Genomic DNA, 18,502 nt, shown 5'->3' on the forward strand with positions numbered 1-18,502 from the left:
CGCTGAGCGATCTGGGGCGGTTGGATGAGGCCGAGACTGAGCACCGGGCTGTGCTGGAGTTGCGCCGTCGGGTTCTGGGTGAGGAGCACCCCGACACGCTGGCCAGCCGGAACAACCTGGCGATCGTGCTGAGCAACCTGGGCGGGTTAGAGGAAGAGCCGTCATCACCGTAAAGGTGTGACCGCTGGACATGATGCGTGCAGTGATCATGAGAGTGATGAAGGCGGTCCCCCGGCCGTGATCCGGACATGTATAACGACCCGTCATGCCTGGAGTCCCAGCTATAGCCACAAGGCATAATTCCGCCGTCCGGGTACCCACATATCGGGGGCCCTCACGAACTTTCCGGTCGCTGACGACGCCCGTCTCTTTGGAAACCTCGCGTCGGCACTTTGCTCGGTCCTCGAGAAGGACAGTCCTATCGGCCTCATGGAGGGGCCCACTCACCTCGGCGATGATGGACGGGCAGTCGCGCTCCGCGGGTCCCCCGATTGGAGGCGAGTCGCTATTCCCGATGGTGGTCATGTCGCTGTGGTCGATCTCAACACGGCGGGTGTGAGGGCGACGCGGGACTAGGAGTCGACGCCTGGGCGCGGACAGTGGTCGGCCTACGTATCCCCTCCGGCTTGGGAACGTCGCCTGGGATCCTGAACCCGCCCTGACCAGCGCAGTGGCCGGGTTGGAGAGGAATGCCCATGTAACTTTCATCGAGTCCGATAGCATCTTAGTTTGTTTAATTGACATACATAAGTGGGCTTGTTTAGCGTGGCTTGTGGTTGGTTCGGTCCGGGTTTTCTGACCGGAAGGGACCTGGGAGCGCCATCCCCACCGGGCGGAGGCACGCGTTGTGGCCCGCCCGGTGGATCCTTTCTCGGGTGCCGTCAGCAGGGGTTACGCCGCCTTGGGGAGCACGCCGCGATGGCGGAGTTCGGGGAGGACGCCCTCGCCGAACCAGTAGGCCTCTTCCAGGTGGGGGTAGCCGGACAGGACGAACTCCTCGATGCCGAGGGCGGCGTACTCCTCGATCAGGTCGGCGACCTCGGCGTGGCTGCCGACCAGGGCGGTGCCGGCGCCGCCGCGTACCAGGCCGACGCCCGCCCACAGGCCGGGATGGACCTCGAGGTCTCTGGCCGTTCCGCCCTGGAATCCGGCGTGCAGGGCCAGCATGCGCTGCTGGCCCACCGACGCGCTCTGTCCGAGCAGTTTCCTGGCCTTGGCGATGTCCTCGGGCGGGATTCGGTCCAGCAGGCGCCCCGCCTCGGCCCAGGCCTCGGCCGAGGAGTCCCGCGTGATCACGTGCAACCGGATCCCGAACCGCAGCGTACGCCCCTGCTCGGCGGCCAGCCCGCGAACCCAGGCCACCTTCTCGGCCACGGCGGCGGGCGTCTCGCCCCAGGTCAGGTAGACGTCCACGTGCTTGGCCGCGACCGTCCCCGCCGCCGCGGAGGAACCGCCGAAATACAGCTCGGGCAGCGGTTCCGGCCGCTCGGCCACGGTGGCGTCCTCGACGTCGTAGTAGTCGCCGGTGAAGTCGTACCCGCCGTTCCAGGCGCCCTTGACGATGGCGAGGAACTCGTCGGTCCTGGCGTATCGTTCGTCCTTGCCGAGGTGGTCGCCGAAGCGGCGTTGCTCGACGTCCTCGCCGCCGGTGACGATGTTGAGCAGCAGGCGCCCTCCGGAGATCCGCTGGTATGTGGCGGCCATCTGGGCCGCGAGCGTCGGGGAGAGCAGGCCGGGCCGGAAGGCGACCAGGAACTTGAGCCTGGTCGTCACCTGGGTGAGGGCCGCGGTGACCAGCCAGGCGTCCTCGCAGTAGGTGCCGGTTGGGGTGAGCACCGCCTCGAAGCCGAGCTGCTCGGCCGAGCGGGCGATCTGCCCGAGATAGTCGATCGTGGGCGGCCGGTATTCGGACCGGCCGTGCACGCGGGACAGGCCGTGCCCGCCGCCGACGATCGAGCGGCCGTCGCCCGTGGTGGGCAGGAACCAGTGGAATCGCGGCGCGCTCACTGGGCGCTCACCACATCGTTGAAGCGCTGGTCGACGAAGTCGGCGAACTTCAGGCTGCCCGGGATCAGGCCTTCCGCGCTGAACGCGTCGGCCATCTGCTGCTCGGAGGTCACCACGGCGTCGTCGATCACGATCGGGGTGGCCACCGCGTTGTCCACGGCCGCGTCGGCGACCTCCTGCGGCAGGCCGGTCTCGGCCGCCCACACCTTCGCCCACTCGGCTTTGTGGTTCACCGACCAGGCGCGCGCCTTGGCCAGCCGGGTCAGGAAGTCGCGCAGCGCGGCCTCCTTGCCGTCCACCGCGGACGGGGCGGCCACCTGGAAGTTGAGCCCGTTGACATAGCCTTCGCCGTCCACGAGCAGCCGGGCCTTGTGCTGGATGGAGGCCTGGGAGGTGAAGGGGTCCCAGATCGCCCAGGCGTCGACCGTGCCACCGGAGAACGCGGCCAGCGCGTCGGCGGGCTGGAGATACTGAGGCAGGATGTCGGCGAAGGTCAGGCCTTCCTTCTTCAGGACCGACAGCAGGTGGTAGTGGGCGGAGCTGCCCTTGGCGACCGCGACCTTCTTGCCCTTGAGCTGGGCGGGCGCGGTGATCGGCGAGGCGTCGGGCACCACGATGGCGGCGGCGGCCACATTCTGCCGGTACGCGGCGACCACCTTGATCTTGGACCCCGCGGCGGCGGCGAACACCGGCGGCGTGTTGCCGACCCCGCCCACGTCGACCGCGCCCGCGTTGACGGCCTCCAGCAGCGGCGGCCCGGAGGTGAACTGGGACCAGGTGATCGTGTAGTCGGTGCCTTCCAGCAGGCCCGCGGCCTTCAGGAGCGCCTGCGAGCCCGCCTTCTGGTCGCCGACGCGGAGCGTGACCTTCGCGGGCTTGCCGGTCGTGGCGGGGTCCTCGGAGCCGCAGGCCGTACCGGCGGCGGTGAGGAGGAGGACGGCGAGGAGCCGGCGGGCGGTGCTGATCATGACCTTCCTTCGGGTGCGACGCCGAGCGCGGTCAGCAGGTCGGCGCGGAGGGTGATGAGCTCGGGGTTGTCCCGGTGCCGGGGCCGGGGGGCCGTCACCGGCGAGTCGTGGGCGATGCGGCCCTCGTCGAGCACGAGCACGCGGTCGGCCAGCAGCAGGGCCTCGTCGACGTCGTGGGTGACCAGCAGGACGGCGGGCCGGTGCCGGGTCCACAGCTCCACGACGAGCTGGTGGATGGTGATGCGGGTGAGCGCGTCCAGCGCGCTGAACGGCTCGTCGAGCAGGAGCAGGTCCGGCTCCCTGACGAGGGCGCGGGCCAGGCTGGCGCGCTGGGCCTCGCCGCCGGAGAGGGTGAGCGGCCAGGCCTGCGCCCGTTCGGTCAGGCCGACTTCGGCGAGCGCGGCGTGCGCCCGCTCGGCTGGCCCGTCCAAGCCGAGGGTGATGTTAGCCAGGACACGTTTCCACGGCACGAGCCGGGGTTCCTGGAACGCCACCGCGACCGAGTCGGTGACCGTGAGCTCCCCGCTGACCTCGCGGTCGAGGCCCGCCAGGGCGCGCAGCAGGGTGGACTTGCCCGAGCCGCTGCGGCCGAGCAGGGCGATGAACTCGCCGGAGCCGATCTCCAGGTCGAGCGCGTCGAGCACGACCCGCTCGCCGAACGCCCGGGTCAGCTCCCGTACGGAGGCCACCGCCTTCACCCCAGGAAGCCGCGCCGCCATGACAGGGCCCTCCTCTCCAGCAGCCGGACGAGGGCGTCGGTGGCCAGGCCGAGCGCGCTGTAGACGAGCAGCCCGACCACGATCACGTCGGTGCGCAGGAACTCCCGGGCGTCGTTGATCATGTATCCGAGCCCGGCGGTGGCGTTGACCTGCTCGGCCACGATGAGCGCCAGCCAGGCCACGCCCAGGCTCTGCCGCAACCCGACGAGCGTCTGGGGGAGCGCGCCCGGCAGCACGATGTGCCGGATCAGCGCGGCTCGCCCGAGTTTCAGGGTGTGGGCGACCTCGGCGAGCTTGCCGTCCACGCCGCGGATGCCGGCGAAGGTGTTCAGGTAGAGCGGGAAGGACACGGCCAGGGCGACCAGCAGGACCTTCGGGGTCTCGCCGATCCCGAACCAGAGGATGAACAGCGGGATGAGCCCGAAGAACGGCAGCGCCCGCAACATCTGCATGAGCGGGTCGACCGCGTTCTCGCCCGGCCGGCTCAGCCCGGCGACCAGGGCCAGCAGGATCCCGGCCGCCGCGCCCGCCGCGAACCCGAGCAGCACGCGCTGCAGCGACACGCCGACGGCCGTCGGCAGGACCCCGGACTGGACCAGGTCGGCGGCGGTGGCGGCGATGGTGGCGGGAGCCGCCAGCAGCCGCGGCGGCAATAATCCGGTGCTGCTGGCGACCTGCCAGATCACGATGACCGCGACCGGGCTGAGCCAGCGTTGCCAGGCTTTCCCGGACGTCCGGGACGGCCGAGGCCGGGAACGCGGCCTGGCGTCGGCCGGGGCCTCCAGTTCGATGACGGACATAGGCGAACCTCACAAGCGCGGGGCACTGTCGCTTCAGGGTTACCTATATTTCCTACCAAGTCAATCGGGTAATCTCCAGGCCGGTCACCCAGCCGGAGATGATCTCTCAGCGCCCGTTGCCTTCGGTCAGACGGAGCTGGTCCTCCCAGCGCTCACCCGGCGCGGGCGAGGACGCGCAGATGGTGTAGTGATGCGGGGCGATGGCGGACATGCGCCCCGGAAGGGCGGCCAGGCAGGCGCTGTGCAGCTCCTCCGGCGTGGTGTTCGCCGTCGTGTACGCCACGAGCCGCGCCCCCAGTACCTCATCGGGCACCGCCACGACCTCCGAGCCCGGCGGAAGCAGCCGGCGCACCTCCGCCAGATCGGTCCAGCAATTGTCGGACCTGACCCAGTTGTGGTCGCGGGGGAGCGGCGTGACGGCGAGTTCGGCGAGCGGGACGTCCCGGGTGGCCGCGTCGATGAGCAGGCGGGCCATGCCCTCGCCGACGGCTTGCGAGTCCGCGCGAGGGATGACACGCGGATCGGCCCAGAGCGTGACGTCGAACTCGCCCTCGAGCCGGTTGACCCACAGGGACAGCCGGGTCGGCAGCGTCGCCTCCGGCAGCCAGGTCGAATGCACGCCGTCGTCGGCACGGCTCACACGCCCGCCCTGGCCGGGCACGCTCATGTCGTTGAAGACGACATCCCTGGCGAAGAACACGCCACGGTCGCGCTGCACGGTCTCCATGACGCGGATCAGGGCGGCGGCGTCGAACCTGCTGTTCTGGTACGCGGCGAGCGTGACCGTCCGCACCCCCCGCAGCACGCCGTCGAACGTTCCGGCGCTGAGATCCACGGGGACCAGGGCATCCTGGGCCAGCGGCCCCACGTACTCGCGGAGGTCCGGGCGGAACCTGTTCGCCGAGATGGACAGGACGGGCACCACGGAAGCGCCGCCGCGCAGGCCGAGGAGCGTGGCCAAGGCCGCGAGGGTGGCCGCCGACGCGCTCACGCCGGTGCGCGCGGTGATCCGGCGCAGGGCGCGGGCGGCGGCGGCCGAGCGTACGCGCAGGCGGGGGAGCAGCCATTCGGTGCCGGTGTCGTCCACGGAGACCGTCAGGGTGGAGCGGGGGATGCAGCGCAGGTGGCCTTCCCAGTAGCGCAGCGCGGCCTCGGCGCGGCGCAGGCTGGCCGGGCTGCGCTCGCTCGCGGCCACGTCCAGCGGCTGCGGGGCGGTCACCGGGGGGAGGGGTTTGCCCAGGATGAGGGCGTCCCATTCGGCCAGCAGCACCGCCAGGCCAGCCGCGTCCACGACGCTGTGGGTGGTCACCAGGACGACCTGGTGGGGGACACCGCCGCAAGTGACGGCCGCGACTCGGAACGGCACCTCGGAATCCAGGGCGAACCGCGTTCCCTGGAGTTCGCGGGCGAGCTCCTCGGCGGTCTCCTCCGGGGTGGCGGAGTCGCGGACCGGGATGGCCAGCTCGCCGGTGGCGAGCACGTGCTGGGTGTCGTCGTGGACGAGGGTGCGCAGCGACTCGTGCCGGGACATCAGCTGGCCGGCCGCCTCGGCCAGCGCGGCCAGCGTCGTCTCCGGCGGGAGGGGGCGTACGGCGCGGTAGTTCATGTGCTCGGGCGGGTCGGTGAGCACGCAGCGGACCATGTTCGCCTGGCCCATCGTCAGCGGTCCTGTGCGCGCCTCCGCCGCGCGGAAACGGGCGATGATCATGGGTCGCTCCTCACAGATCGGGCCAGCAGCGCCGCCTCCTCGTCGGAGAGCTCCTCCAGCTCCTCGACCAGCAGCGTCTCCACGGCCTCCGCCAGGGCGGCAACCGTGGAACCGTCGAACATGGTGCGAATCGGCACGTCCACCCCGGTGATCGACCGGATCCGCGCGATGACCCGCGCCGCAAGCAGCGAATGCCCGCCAATGGCGAAGAAATCATCCAAAGCGCCGACTTCGCCGACGCCGAGCACCTCGCCGTACACCTCGGCGACCAGCTGCTCCGCGTCCGTCCGCGGCGGCACGCTCGCGGCCTGGGTTTCGATCTCCGGGTACGGCAACGCCCGCCGATCCACTTTCCCGTGCCGGGTCAGCGGCAACTCGTCCAGCCATACCCACACAGAAGGGACCATGTAGGCGGGCAGCGCCTCCGCGGCGAACGCCGTCAGCTCGGCTCGGGTGACGCCGTCGGCGACGACGTACCCGGCCAGCCGGTCTTCGGTGGCGGTCACCGCGACCTGCCGCACCCGGGGGTGGGCGAGCAGCCGGGCCTCCACCTCACCCGGCTCGACCCGGAACCCCCGGACCTTGACCTGCTCGTCGATCCGCCCGAGGAACTCCAGCTGCCCGTCGGGCCGCCACCGGGCGCGGTCCCCCGAGCGGTAGAACCGGGCCCCCTGCTCGCCCCAGGCGATGAACCGCTCGGCGGTCAGCTCGGGACGCCGCAGATATCCCCGCGCCACTCCGGCTCCGCCGATGCACAACTCCCCAGGAGCCCCTGGCGGCACCGGCACTCCTGACCGATCGAGCACCACAACCCGCGTCTCCGCGATGGGCCTACCAATCGGCGGCCGGGATTGATCATCGGCGGGAATCAGGTCGGCCGCCGTGGCGATGATGGTGGCCTCGGTCGGCCCATACGTGTTGACGACCCGGATCCGCTCCCCGAACCGTGAACGCCACCGGTCGACAGCCGCCGCCTGAACTTCCTCACCACCCAGAATGACCAGCCGAAGCCCCTCCGGCCACGCGATCTCGTCGATCTGCCCCACCAGATGGTGCCAGTACGCCGTCGGCAGATCGAGAACCGTCACCCCCTGCCCGTTCGGCGTGGCAAGAACATCCGGGAGCGTGACTGCCCCATCCGGCAGGAGCTCCAGCGTGGCCCCCGCAGCGAGCGCCGGATAGATCTCCTCAGCGTGCGTGTCAAAACTCAAGGCAGCGAACTGCACGATCCGATCACCCGGACGAATGCCATACGCGGTTACCATCCACGCGACCCGAGCCGCCAGAGCGGTGTGCTCGATGAGAACACCCTTGGGAACCCCCGTGGAGCCCGAGGTATAGAGCACGCAGGCTACGCCATCGGCGGCCGTCACGGTGGCTTCGGAACGCATGAAGGCGATTCGCTCAGCCGGAAGGGCCGGATCGATCGGAAGATAGGCGGTACCAGACCTCCACGCACCCAGCAACGCCGCGATCCCTTCCGGCGACCGCTCCAGCGACACCTCCCAGATCCCCGCGTCCTCCCCGCCACTGGCAACCGCCCCGATTCCGCCGGGACGTTGGACGTTCCCGCCCTTGCCCACGTCTTCCCCGCCACGGATGACCGCCCCGGTTTCGCCCGTGCGTTGGACGTTCCCACCCCTCCCCGCGACTTCACTGGCGACTGCTCCAGTTTCGCCCGGACGTTGGACGTTCCCAGCCTTGCCCGCGACTTCCTCACCCCTGGCGACGGCCCTGGCTCCGCCCGGATCTTGGGCGTTCCCGCCCTTGCCCGCGACTTCGCCGCCACTGGCATTTTCGGCGGTGCCGCCGTTGCCCGGATATAGGGTGCCTTCGCTGCTAGGCCTTGAGACGGTTTTCTCGATCATCTCGCCGAGTTCGCGGTACGTGACTTGGCGATCGCCGCAGCTGATGGCGACCAGATCCGGATATTTCTGGATCGAGTTGGTGATCAGGTCGAGGACGGGTCGTGGCGCCGGGAGGTGAGGGCCTTCGGAGACTGTCGTGAGGAACGTTTCGTCGGCTCCGGTGAGTAGGGGGAGGGCCGAGAGGGGTTGGGATGGATCGGTTGTGATGGACAGGAGGAGGCGTTCGAGGCGGGCCGCCATCGCTTCGATCGTCGCCGCGTCGAACAGCGCCGTGTCGTACTCCAGTTGTACGAGTAGTTCGGTGCCTTCGTCGTGCCAGGCCTCAAGCATCAGGTCGAATTTGGCCTGTGCGTGCCCGCCTGGGAAGCCCTCGACGGTCAGCCCGGCGAACGGACGGGGGTCCCGGCCGGAGTCCTCGGTGTGCAGGATCGCCATGGTCTGGAACACCGGCGTGCGCGTCAGGTCGCGTTCGAGCTTGAGTGTGCTGACCAGTTCCTCGAACGGGATGCCCTGATGTGCGAAGGCGTCCAGCACGCTTGTCCGGGTCGCGGTCAGCAGGTCGGTGAACGCCGGATCGCCGGACAGGTCGCCGCGCAGGACCAGGATGTCGGTGAGGTAGCCGACCACGGATTCGAGTTCGAGCGTGTCTCGTCCCGCGTTGGAGGTGCCGACGAGGATGTCGTCCCGGCCGCTGTGCCGGGCCAGCAGCACCTGGTAGGCCGCCAGCAACGTCATGAACAACGTCGCACCGTGCCGGCGGCCCATCGCGGTCAGCGCGGCCGCGTCCCCGGCGCTGAGCCGGAAGTCCACGGTGGCTCCCCGCCCGGCGCTGCCGACGCTTCGCGGGCGGTCCGTGGGCAGGTCGAGCGGCGTGGGATCGGCCAGCCGGTCCCGCCAGTACTCCAGCAGCCCCGCCGTATCCCGCCCCCGCTGCCAGGCGGCGACGTCCCCGAACTGCAACGGCACCTCGGGCAGCGAACGCCCGGAATAGGCGTCCGCGAGCTCGTCCAGCATCAGATTGAGCGACCAGCCGTCCCCGAGGATGTGATGCGCCACCAGGCAAAGCACATGATCGTCAGCACTCTGCCGGATCAGCGTCACCCGTATCGGCGGCCGCTCATCCAGCGCGAACGGCGCGTTCACCCGCTCGGCTACGGCCTGTGCCACGTCGACATCGGCCAACGGCCCCACCGGGAGGCTCTCAGGCGGGTCGGTCGCCTGCATCGCGCCCGCGCCGGTCAAATACTCCACCGGAAAGGGGCCTGGCGGGCCGATCACCGTGATGGGCACGCCGTCGGCGTCGGGGAAGTGGGTGCGCAGGCTTTCGTGGCGTCCGGCCACCGCGCTGAACGCGTTCCGGAGGGCGTCCACGTCGAGCGGGCCGCGCAGGCGGCGGACCACCCACATGTTGAACGCGGCGTCCGTCTCGGGATACAGCCGGTTCAGGAACCAGAGGCGCTCCTGACCGCTCGACAGCGGCGGCGTCACCCCGGCCGGCCTCGGCACCGGCCCCGCATGATCCGGTACGCCGGGAGCTTCCAGCAATTCCGCCAGCGCGGCGGCGGTCGGCCGCGTGAACACCTCCCGGACCGGAACCCGGATCGGCAACCGCGCGATCACCATCGTGGCCAGCAGCGAGTGCCCGCCAAGCGCGAAGAAGTCGTCATATGCCCCGATCTCGCCCGCGTCCCGCCCGAGCACCTCCGCGAACACCGAGACGACCAGCCGCTCAGCGTCCGTCCGGGGCGGCGTGCGATCCGTCCGCGCGGCGGGGGCGTGCCCGGGCAGCGCGCCCCGGTCCACCTTCCCGTTGGGCGTCATCGGCATCTCGTCGAGCACGATGACCTGCCGGGGAACCATGTAACCGGGCAGCAGCCGCGCGGCATGCGCGCGAACATCGTCGGCGATGGAAATGACGGCCCGCGAGCGAATCACGCCTGCTCCGGATCCCCTCATACGTTCACGAACGTCGCCATGCGCAGTGGACTCGCTCGAATGCCCGCGAGCGTCGCCGTCCGCGCCGGATCCGCTCATACGGTCGTGAACGTCGCCATGCGCAGTGGACTCGCTCGTGTGGTCATGAACGGCGCTGTCCGCGGTGGACTTGCTCGAATGTTCGCGAGCGTCGCCGTCCGCGCTGGATCCGCTCATACGGTCGTGGACGTCGCCATGCGCAGTGGACTCGCTCGTGTGGTCATGAACGGCGCTGTTCGCATTGGACTTGCTCGAATGTTCGCGAGCGTCGCCGTCTGCGCCGGATCCGCTCGAACGGTCGTGAACGTCGGCGGTGGGCACGATGAACGCGATCAAGGTGTCGTCGTGGACGGTCGCGACCGCTTGCTGTACCCCTGGATGGGAGTCCAGGACGGATTCGATTTCGCCGAGTTCGATGCGGTGGCCGCGGAGTTTGATCTGGTTGTCGGTGCGGCCGAGGAACTCGATTGTGCCGTCGGGGCGCCAGCGGGCCAGGTCGCCGGTGCGGTAGAGGCGAGAGCCCGCGGGGCCGTACGGGGAGGGGACGAACTTTTCGGCGGTGAGGGCGGCTCTGCCGAGGTAGCCGGTGGTGACGCCGTGGCCGCCGAGGACGAGTTCGCCGGGGACGCCGATGGGGGACAGGCCGGATCGGCTGAGGATGTAGGCCCTGGTGTTGGTGATTGGGTGGCCGATGGTGATGTCGGAGGAGTCGACGTCCCAGGTTGAGGAGTAGATCGTGGTCTCGGTCGGGCCGTAACCGTTGATTAGGCGGGTGGTGCGGGCGCGCAACGCGAGGGCGAGTTGGGGTGATAGTGGCTCCCCTGCGGTGATTCCGGTTATTTCCTGGAAATCGCCGGTCAGGAGGATGCGCCACCCGGACGGGGTCGCCTGCACGTGGGTGGCGCCGCTCCGGCGGATCAGGTCGGCCGCCGCCATCCCGTCGCGGGCATGGTCGGCGGAGGCCATCACCACCCGGCCGCCGGTGATCAGCGGCAGGAACAGCTCGACCGCCGAGATATCGAACGCCGTCGACGTCAGCGCCAGCCAGGCGTGCTCCGGCGTCGACCCGATCAGCTCCCGCATCGCGAGCAGGAGGTTGGCGAGCGCCCCATGCGGCACGACCACGCCCTTGGGCCGCCCGGTCGACCCGGAGGTGTACAGCACATAAGCGGTGTCATCGGGACGCGGCAGCCACCCGGGCACCGGCTCCCCGATATCACCGAGATCGTCGTCGGTCAGCACCAGCACGGCCCCGGAATCCCGCAGCACGTAATCCACCCGGGCCTGCGGATACTCCGGATCCACCGGCAGATACGCCGCCCCCGCCAGGGTCACCCCGAGAAACGCGACCAGGATCCCCGGCCCTCGCGAGACCTGAACCGCGACCAGCGACCCCCGCCCGACGCCCTTGTCCCGCAACCGCGCCGCCAGCCCGGCAGCACGCCCCACTAAATCCGCATATTTCATCTCATCGACGGCAACCGCGTCCGGGGTCGCCGCAGCCTGAGCCAGGACCAGATCGGCCAGCGTGACCGGCGGAACCTCCGCGAACGACCCCCTGCTCAGCAGCCAGTCCCGTTCCCCCGCGGGCACCATCTCCAGCTCGTGTACGCGCGTCTCCGGCGCCCCCACGATCGACTCCACCAGCACCTGAAACCGCTCCGCCAGCAGCAGCGCGGTCGCCTCCGCGAACACGTCCGCGCTGTAGATGAGCGACCCCACCAGCCCCCGGTTCGACGGCCACAGATCCAGCGACAGATCGGTGCGCGCCGCCATCCACCCCGGCGTGAACGGCGTCGCGTCCGTCCCCGGCACGGGACCCGCCGACGCCTCCCCGGTGACCTGCGTGTGCAGCGCGAACATCGTCTGGAACAGCGGAGTCCGGCTCAGATCGCGCTCGACCTCCAGCGCTCCCAGCAGCCGTTCCAGCGGCACGTCCGCGTGGCTGATCGCCTCGATCACCGTCCGCCGGGTGCGTTTGACCGCCTCCAGGAAACTCGGATTCCCGCTCAGATCCGTCCGCAGCACCAGCGTCCCGGACAGATGCCCGATGAGCGGCTCCAGCTCGGTCCGATCCCGCCGCGCCACCGGCGAGCCCACGCAGAAGTCCTCCTGCCCGCTGTGCCGGGCCAGCAGCACCTGGTAGGCCGTCAGCCACACCATGAACGGCGTGCAACGATGCCGCCGCGCCAGCTCCGCGACCCCCGCCACCAGCTCGGGCGCGACCACGAACTCGACCTCGCCGCCGTCCCCGGTCCGCTGCGGCGGCCGGGGACGGTCGGCGGGAAGCTCCAGCACGGGCGTCCCGGCCAGCGCCTGCGCCCAGCGCCCGAGCTCGGCGGGGCCGTTGGCGCGTTCCGCGCGGGCGTGCTCGGCATACTGCAGGGGCAGCGGAGGCAGCGGCGGGCGTCCGGCGTAGTAGTGGGCGATCTCGTCGCTGAGCAGGGCCGTCGACACGCCGTCGGCGATGATGTGGTGCAGCGTGATCGCGAGGATGTGGTCGTCGGACTCCAGCCGTACCAGGGTGACCCGGAGCGGGGGAGCGGCGGAGAGGTCGAACGGCGCGTTGGCGGCGGCGGAGACGATCTGGCGGGCCTCGTCCAGGTTCGCGGCGTCCCTGACGGTGATCGTGATCGGCTCGGGCGGGCAGAGGATCGCGACCGGCGTGCCGTCGATCTCCTCGAAGCGGGTGCGCAGGGATTCCTGGCGGGCGGCCACCGCCGTGAAGGCCGCGGCCAGGCGTTCGAGGTCGATCGGGCCGCGCAGCCGGTCGGCGTGACAGGTGTTGTAGGAGTGGTCCTCAGGGTCGAGCCGATGCAGGAACCAGAGCCGTTCCTGCCCGTACGAGAGCGGCTGTGCCAACGGAGACCGCCAAACTGGAAAGTTTATTACTGGAAAGTTTGCTTACAGATCTGAGGACGGCGTCAGTGAACCACGCTGCATGCGAGCGCGACAAGCCCTAGTTTTAGCGCCTTGCCGGTGGTTTATGGACCGTGTCACACTGTCGATCATCCGCAAACTGTAAAGACTCTTTCCGGTAAGTATCTTTACAGATCTCTGTCAGTCGGAGGATGTCGTGAGCACACTGTCGGCCGACAAGAGGGCCCTGCTCGCCCAGCGGCTACGCCGCCGCGAGGAGACCCGCGCCATTCCGCCGCGCGACCCCTCGGCCGGACTTGTGCTCTCGCCGGCCCAGGAGCGGCTCTGGTTCCTGGAGCAGTACCGGCCGGGCACCACCACCTACACCGTTCCGCTGACCGTCAGGATCGAAGGCGAACTCGACGGAGTCGAGGCGGCGCTCGGCGAGATCGTCCAGCGCCACGAGGCGCTGCGCACCCGCTTCACGGCGACCGAGGACGGCATCCCGGTCGTGACCGTCGACCCCGGCGCGCGCGCCGAATTCCGGCAGGCCGACGCCGGTTCACCGGCCGAAGCCCGCCTCCTGATCGAAACCGAACTCGCCCGGACCTTCGACCTCGCCACGGGCCCGCTCCTGCGAGCCCTGCTGGTACGGCTGGCGCCCCGCGACCACGTCCTCCTCCTCGCGGCCCACCACCTGGTGACCGACGGCATCTCCTTCGACGTGATCCTTTCGGAGCTCCTGGCGCTGTGCCGGGGCGAGACGCCCGCGCCGCCCCCGGTTCAGTACGGCGACTACGCCCACTGGCAGCGTGACCGTGACCTCGGCAGGGAAACCGCGTACTGGCGGGACCGGCTCGAAGGCGTCCCGGTTCTGGAACTGCCCACGGACCGGCCCAGACCAGCCGAGATGGGCCACGCGGGAGCGGTGTTCGACTTCCCGGTAGAGGTGCCGCTCGGGTCGCTGGCCGTCGGCGGGGCGACCCCCTACATGATCCTTCTGGCCGCCTATCAGGTGCTGCTCGGCCGGTATTCGGGGCAGAGCGACTTCGCCGTCGCCACGCCGGTGGCCGGTCGCAGCCTGCCCGAGCTGGATCGGGTCGTCGGCATGTTCGTCAACACGCTGGCGATGCGGGCCGATCTGTCCGGGGATCCGCCGTTCAGCGAGTTCCTGGCGCGGACCCGGTCGCTCGCCCTGGACGCGTACGCCCATCAGGATCTGCCCTTCGACCGGCTCGTGAGCGAGCTCAACGTCGAGCGGGATGTCAGCAGGTCGCCGATCGCGCAGGTGACGCTGGCGCTGCAGAACTTCAGGACCGGGCTGGACCAGCATGGGCTGCGGTTGAGCGCGTTTCCGGTGGAGCCCGGGATCAGCCGGTTCGACCTGTCGCTGTACCTGTACGAGACCGGCGATGGGTATGTGGGTCAGTTCGCCTACAACACGGATCTGTTCGACCAGGCGACCATCGCGCGGATGTCCCGACATTTCACGAATCTGCTGCGGGAGATCGTGGCCGATCCGAATCGGCGGCTGTCCGAACTGGCCCTACTGGATTCGGAGGAACGCGCCCAGGTCCTGAGGTTCGCCACCTCGGCCTCCGTGTCTGGCCTGGCCTCCGGCTCCATTGCCGACTCCGCGTCGGCTTCTGCGATCCCCAGCGGGCAACCGGCGATCGCCGCCCTTCTTCATGAGGTCGTGTCGGGGCCGCCGGCGCGGGTCGCGGTAACGTGCGGCGACCATTCCCTGACATATGCGGAATTGGCCGAGCGTTCCGACGCGCTCGCTGGACGATTGTGCGAGCTCGGCGCGGGTGCCGACACCCGGATCGGGATATGTCTGGAACAGTCCGTTGAGGTGGCCGTCGCCGTGCTCGCTGTGCTCAAAGCGGGTGCGGCCTACGTGCCCCTCGACCCGGCTCAGCCCGCCAGCCGCCTCGCGTACATGATCGAGGACGCGGGAATCCGGATCGCGATCACCACCGCGCAGCTCCCCGTCGATCACTCAATCCCCCCGGACGCCGTCATTTCGGGCTCGACGTCCCCGGACGTCACGACGGTCGGCGACCCAGGTCAGATTCCGCGGGACGCCGATGGTTCGGGTTCTGCGGGCCCCGGCGACCTCGCGTATGTGATCTACACCTCCGGCACGACCGGCCGTCCCAAAGGGGTCGCCGTCCAGCACCGCCAGGTCCTCGAATACCTCGCGGGAGTGCGCGAGCGCCTGGCCGTCGAGCCCGGGGGGAGTTACGCCCTCCTGCAATCCCTCTCCTTCGACTTCGGCATCACGATCTTCTACCTGTCGCTGATGACCGGTGGCACCCTCCACCTGCTCAACCCCCGCCTGCCCGCCACCGAACTGGCGGAGACCCTGCGCCGGACCGACTACCTGAAGATCACCCCAAGCCACCTGGCGTCCCTGCTCCAGGAGGCCGACGTCCTCCCGCGCAAACTCCTCATCCTCGGCGGCGAAGCCTCCCAGGCCGACTGGGCTGCCTCCCTCGTCCGCCCGGGCCTTCGCGTCGTCAACCACTACGGCCCCACCGAAGCCACCGTCGGCGTCACCACCCACGACGTCGGCACCGCCACCGGCCTGCTCCCGATCGGACGGCCACTCCCGGGCACTCGCGCGTACATCCTGGACGAACGCGGCGAACCCACCCCCATCGGCGTGGTCGGCGAGATCCACCTCGGCGGCGACCGCCTGGCCCGCGGCTACCTCGGCCGCCCGGCGCTCACCGCCGAGAAGTTCATCCCCGACCCGTACGGCGAACCTGGCTCCCGCATGTACCGCACCGGCGACCTCGGCCGCTGGCTACCCTCCGGCGAACTGCAATTCCTCGGCCGCCGCGACCTCCAGGTCAAGGTACGCGGCTACCGCGTCGAACTCCCCGAGATCGAATCCGTCCTCACCCGCCACGACGCCGTCGCCCAGGCCGTCGTGGACTTCCGCCGCGACCGCCTCGCCGCCTACCTCGTCGGAAAGTCCACCGGGGAACAACCGTCGTTACGCGGCTACCTGGCCGAGCGCCTCCCCGACTACATGATCCCCGCCCGCTACGTCTGGCTCGACGAGCTCCCCCTGAAGTCCCACGGCAAGGTCGACCGGGACCGCCTGCCCGAGCCCTCCGACGAACGATCCGCCGAGGAGGTCTACGTCCCCCCGGCCACCCCGCTCGAACAGGCCATCGCCGACGTCTGGGCGAAAGTCCTCGAACTCGACCGGGTCGGCGCGGAAGACGACTTCTTCGCGCTCGGCGGGCACTCCCTGCTCGCCGCCCAGGTCGTCGCCCGGCTCCGGAAGGTCACCGACCGCCCGGTCACCATCATGGACATCTTCCGCCACCGGACCGTACGCGCGCTCGCCTCCCGCGCCGACGACGACGGCCCGCGCCGCTTCCTGCACCGGCTCACCCCCGCCCGCCCGGCCACCCGCACCCTCGTCTGCGTCCCCTACGGCGGCGGCAGCGCGGCCATCTACCAGCCGCTGGCCGACGCGATGCCCCCCGAATGGTCCCTGCACTCGGTAGCCGTACCCGGGCAGGAATGGGGTCTGGACGAGGAGACCCGGCCGATCGCCGAGATCGCCGACGCCTGCGTCCAGGAGATCCTCACCACCGTCCAGGGCCCGCTCTCCCTGTACGGCCACTGCGGCCTCGGCGTCATGCTCGTCGTCGAGATCGCCCGCCGCCTCGAAGCCGAGGGCAGAACCGTCGACGCCGTCCACGTCGGCGGCATCTTCCCCTTCGCCCGCCCCTCCTCGATGGCCACCCCGCTCCGCGACCTGGGCGAACGCCTGCGCAGCGACCGCGTCTGGGCCAACGCCCTGATCGCCGCCGGACTCGACATCGAGGAACTCGACGACGACCAGCTCAAGGCCATCATCCGCAACCGCCGCGAGGGCACCCGCGAAGCGGAGACGTACTTCACCCGGCTGTACGCCAGCGAGACCACGGCGGACCGTCTCACCGCCCCCATCATCTCGGTCGTCGGCGAACGCGACCCGGCCACCGAGTTCTACCAGGAGCGCTACCGCGAATGGCACCACCTCACGGACGCCGCCGCCCTGGTCGTCCTGGACGAGGCGGGCCACTTCTTCCTCAAGCACCGCGCGGCGGAACTGGCTGAGATCGTCACGGGCACGCAGGACGCGATCGCCGCAGGCCGTACCGAACGGATAGAACGCTCGCCAGACCGCTCCTGGTGGCTGCACGGAACATCCACGCCGGGCGACGTGCCCGCGCCCGCCACCCGCCCCAGCCTGAAACGCTTCGGCGCGGTCGCCGCCGGCCAGCTCGTCTCCATCGTCGGGTCCGCGCTCACCGAGTTCGCCATCCCGCTCTGGATCTACGTCACCACCGGCTCCCTGGTCAGCTTCGCCCTGTTCTCCGTCATCGCCCTCGTCCCCGGCATGCTGGTCGCCCCCCTCGCCGGAGTGATCGCCGACCGGTATGACCGCCGCCGCGTCATGCTCGCCGGAGACGCGGGCGCGGGCGGCACCCAGCTCGCCCTCGGCCTGCTGCTCTGGACCGGCAACCTGCAGACCTGGCACGTCTACCCGCTGCTCGCGCTGCTCTCGGTGGCCCTCACCTTCCAGCGACTCGCGTACGGCGCGGCGATCCCGCAGCTCGTGCCCAAGCGATACCTCGGCCACGCCAACGGCATCGTGCAGATGGTCACCGGCACCGCCCAGCTGATCGTCCCGCTGATCGCCGTCGGCCTGATGGCCGCGATCGGCCTGGAGGGCATCCTGATCCTGGACGTGGTCAGCTACGCGTTCGCGTTCACCTCGGTGCTGCTGATCCGGTTCCCGAAGACGATGGGCTTCCGCCGCCGCGAACCCCTGCTCACCGAGATGGCCGAAGGTTTCCGCTACACCTGGGGCAACCGCAACTTCCGCGCCATGCTGCTCTTCTTCGCCGGTCTCAACGTGTTCCTGTCCCCGCTGTTCCTGCTGCTCAGCCCGCTCGTACTGGCCTTCGCCACGCTCACCGACGTGGGCAGGGTGTCCTTCGCGGGAGGCGCGGGGGTCCTGCTCGGCGGCCTGGCCATGACCGTCTGGGGCGGCCCGCGCCGCCACCGCCTGCGCGGCGTGCTCCTGGCCACCCTGGTGCTGGCCGTGTTCTGCCTGGTCACCGGCGTACGGCAGGACCTGCTCGTGATCGCGGCCGGGGCGTTCGGCATGTCGCTCGCGCTCACCCTGGTCAACGGGATCTACGCCACGATCATCCAGGTCAAGGTCCCGATGCGGTTCCACGGCCGGGTCATCGCGCTCAACACGCTCATCGCCTGGTCCACCCTGCCGTTCGCGTTCGGCCTCGTCGCCCCCTACGGAAGCGCTCTGTTCGAGCCGCTCCTGGCCGAAGGCGGCCCGCTCGCCGGAACCGTCGGCGCGGTGATCGGCGTCGGCGAGGGCCGCGGCATCGGCTTCATGTACGTGGTGTTCGCGCTGGCCATCGCGCTGATCGCGGTCATCGCGCTGCGCGTGCGGCGGCTGGCCCGCTTCGACGCGGACGTCCCGGACGCGCCCCCCGACGACCTCCTCGGCCTCCAGACCGTCGAACGCCGCCGCGCGGAAGCCACCGAACGCCAAACCGTGTGA

At 70.1% G+C, this 18,502-nt stretch carries 8 protein-coding genes; 2 read left to right on the top strand and 6 right to left on the bottom strand.

Features of this window, described 5'->3' with window-relative positions; all coding sequences use genetic code 11:
* Positions 1-11 precede the first annotated feature (11 nt).
* Complete coding sequence (locus Aple_RS42300; RefSeq protein ID WP_281361694.1) at positions 12-173, top strand: tetratricopeptide repeat protein; 162 nt, start codon at positions 12-14, stop codon at positions 171-173.
* A gap of 718 nt (positions 174-891) precedes the next feature.
* Here Aple_RS42300 and Aple_RS42305 read toward each other — a convergent pair.
* The 6 genes from Aple_RS42305 to Aple_RS42330 form a co-directional block, all read right to left on the bottom strand.
* A complete protein-coding gene (locus tag Aple_RS42305; protein WP_155350412.1) occupies positions 892-2,007 on the bottom strand; it encodes an LLM class flavin-dependent oxidoreductase in 1,116 nt (371 codons plus the stop codon).
* Entirely contained in the window at positions 2,004-2,975 is a 972-nt protein-coding gene (locus Aple_RS42310) for an ABC transporter substrate-binding protein (protein WP_155350413.1), read from the bottom strand. Before Aple_RS42310 ends, Aple_RS42305 begins: the two co-directional genes overlap by 4 nt.
* Positions 2,972-3,694 (bottom strand): ABC transporter ATP-binding protein, encoded by a 723-nt coding sequence (locus Aple_RS42315; protein ID WP_155350414.1) that lies wholly within the window; start codon positions 3,692-3,694, stop codon positions 2,972-2,974. The genes Aple_RS42310 and Aple_RS42315 overlap by 4 nt, the downstream gene beginning before the upstream one ends.
* The gene (locus tag Aple_RS42320; RefSeq protein ID WP_155350415.1) at positions 3,670-4,494 is read right to left on the bottom strand and encodes an ABC transporter permease; all 825 of its coding nucleotides are present in this window, start codon (positions 4,492-4,494) and stop codon (positions 3,670-3,672) included. Before Aple_RS42320 ends, Aple_RS42315 begins: the two co-directional genes overlap by 25 nt.
* Positions 4,495-4,600: 106 nt before the next feature.
* Positions 4,601-6,202 (bottom strand): condensation domain-containing protein, encoded by a 1,602-nt coding sequence (locus Aple_RS42325; RefSeq protein WP_155350416.1) that lies wholly within the window; start codon positions 6,200-6,202, stop codon positions 4,601-4,603.
* Positions 6,199-12,906, bottom strand: coding sequence for a non-ribosomal peptide synthetase (locus tag Aple_RS42330; RefSeq protein WP_155350417.1), 6,708 nt, complete (start codon positions 12,904-12,906; stop codon positions 6,199-6,201). Before Aple_RS42330 ends, Aple_RS42325 begins: the two co-directional genes overlap by 4 nt.
* 214 nt (positions 12,907-13,120) lie before the next feature.
* Between Aple_RS42330 and Aple_RS42335 the strand changes: the two genes are divergently transcribed.
* Complete coding sequence (locus Aple_RS42335; RefSeq protein WP_246265164.1) at positions 13,121-18,502, top strand: non-ribosomal peptide synthetase/MFS transporter; 5,382 nt, start codon at positions 13,121-13,123, stop codon at positions 18,500-18,502.

The sequence above is a fragment of the Acrocarpospora pleiomorpha genome (assembly GCF_009687885.1).
Classification (GTDB): Bacteria; Actinomycetota; Actinomycetes; order Streptosporangiales; family Streptosporangiaceae; genus Acrocarpospora; species Acrocarpospora pleiomorpha.